Source organism: Oleiphilus sp. HI0043, from assembly GCF_001634935.1.
In genome coordinates, this window is sequence record NZ_LWEY01001766.1 from 1 (window position 1) to 667 (window position 667).

Below are 667 nucleotides of genomic sequence, written 5' to 3' on the forward strand. Positions count from 1 at the left end.
AGTTGCTCTTTAATCGTATCCATTATTGACATCGGTATTTACCTGTAGAGTTAAATCTTTCGCCACCTAGTTTACTATCTTTTGATAAGACCAACCATATTAGTCAGGTATTTTTTCAGAGTTTCTCCCCCCAGGCTCCGCCACCAGGTGTGTTGATCGTTAAAACATCACCCGCCCCTACCTTAAACTCTGCCTTACCATCCAGCACCCTAGCATTAAGTACATTTTTACCTGGGCACCCTTCAGCACCACCTTCGAGTCCCCACGGAGCTTTCGAGCGACGCTCAGTTAACAAAGTGACCTGAGCCGCCTGCTTAAACAGGTAAGAGCGGATGACGCCATCTCCACCTGAATGCTCCCCTATGCCACCAGAGCCCGCCCTAATACCGTATTGCATAACCTGCATCGGATAATGAAGCTCCAGGCTCTCTATGGGCGTGTTAAGCGTATTCGTCATATGACACTGGCGCGCAGTAATACCTTCAAATAACTCACCTGCCCCTGCTCCACCAGCGATTGTCTCGTAATAGTTCCATGGCGTCGGAGCTGTCCCTCCCATCGCAACATTATTCATCGTTCCCTGTGAGGCGGCAGGCACTTTAAGTCCTATTTGATGCAATGCTCCAAGCACAACATCTACAACACGCATACTTGTTTCAACATTCCC

1 protein-coding gene is annotated in these 667 nt (G+C 48.6%); it reads right to left on the reverse strand.

The genetic code is table 11. The annotated features are described in order from the left end of the window. Positions 1 to 115 precede the first annotated feature (115 nt). Positions 116 to 667 (reverse strand): hydantoinase B/oxoprolinase family protein (locus A3729_RS27235; protein WP_197476158.1); only part of this gene is annotated, 552 nt, incomplete at its 5' end.